General features: G+C 67.2%; 1 protein-coding gene. It reads left to right on the top strand.

Annotated features, from left to right (window positions below; translation table 11 throughout):
• Positions 1-169 precede the first annotated feature (169 nt).
• The gene (locus KDK95_RS34785; RefSeq protein WP_307844921.1) at positions 170-847 is read left to right on the top strand and encodes a tyrosine-type recombinase/integrase; all 678 of its coding nucleotides are present in this window, start codon (positions 170-172) and stop codon (positions 845-847) included.
• Positions 848-939 lie beyond the last annotated feature (92 nt).

The raw sequence follows: 939 nt of genomic DNA on the forward strand, positions 1-939 counted from the left end.
GGGTCCAGCTCAAACCGTCAGCACCCGAAACCGGGACCAATTCAAGCCGACACCGCCACCCCCGCCACCCCATAACCGGGCCCAGCTCGGACCGTCACACTGGGCCCAACTCAAGGCGTCACGGCCACGCCACGACGGACGTTGTCCTCAGCCATGCGCGCGAGGGTGCGTGCTACACGCTCAGTTCTGTCCACAGCGGATCGGTGGCGAGTGGGCCTTCAAGCAGCCCAAGGGCGGGAAAGCGCGCACTTTGGTCATCCCGCAGCCGCTGGTCGCCCTCCTGGCCGAAGCGCACGAGATCCAGCAGCAGGAGAAAGCGGTGGTTGGGAGCGCGTGGAGTGAATGGGATTTGTGCTTCCCAAGCCCACTCGGCGCTCCGCGGGATCCGCGCGACGACTGGGTGGAGTGGAAACAGCTGTGCGCACGCGCTGGGGTGCGCGAGGTTCGCCTGCACGACGCGCGCCACACCGCTGCCACCCTGCTGCTGGAGCAGGGGGTCGATATCCGGGTCGTACAGGAAATCCTGGGCCACTCGACCTTAGCCGTCACGAAGAAGTACACGCACGCCACGGACCAGCTCGCGAGGGACGCAGCCGACCGGATGGCGCGGGCTCTGTGGCCCGTTCACCGGGACGGCGGTCCTCTGCCGCCGGCTTTCCGAGAAGTCCACGTGCGAGTTCCCGTCGAGCCAAGCGCCGGGGCGGCCGCTGATCGAGCTCGAACCCCGCGGGTGGGGCGAAAGCGGGTTTCGACCGGTCGGATCACGCCGACGCAGCACGCAAATCAACGACCTCTATGCAGCCCAAGAAGTATGAGCTTGACCCGGTTTCCCGGACTCCTTGAGTGAGGCGACACTGGTCGCCGGAGGGAGTTTGTGATGCCGAAGGCTCATCCGCCGGAGTTCCGGCGCCGTGCGATCGAGTTGGCCCGTGCCGGGGG

This window comes from Actinospica acidithermotolerans (assembly GCF_018139625.1).
In the GTDB taxonomy this organism is placed as follows: domain Bacteria; phylum Actinomycetota; class Actinomycetes; order Streptomycetales; family Catenulisporaceae; genus Actinospica; species Actinospica acidithermotolerans.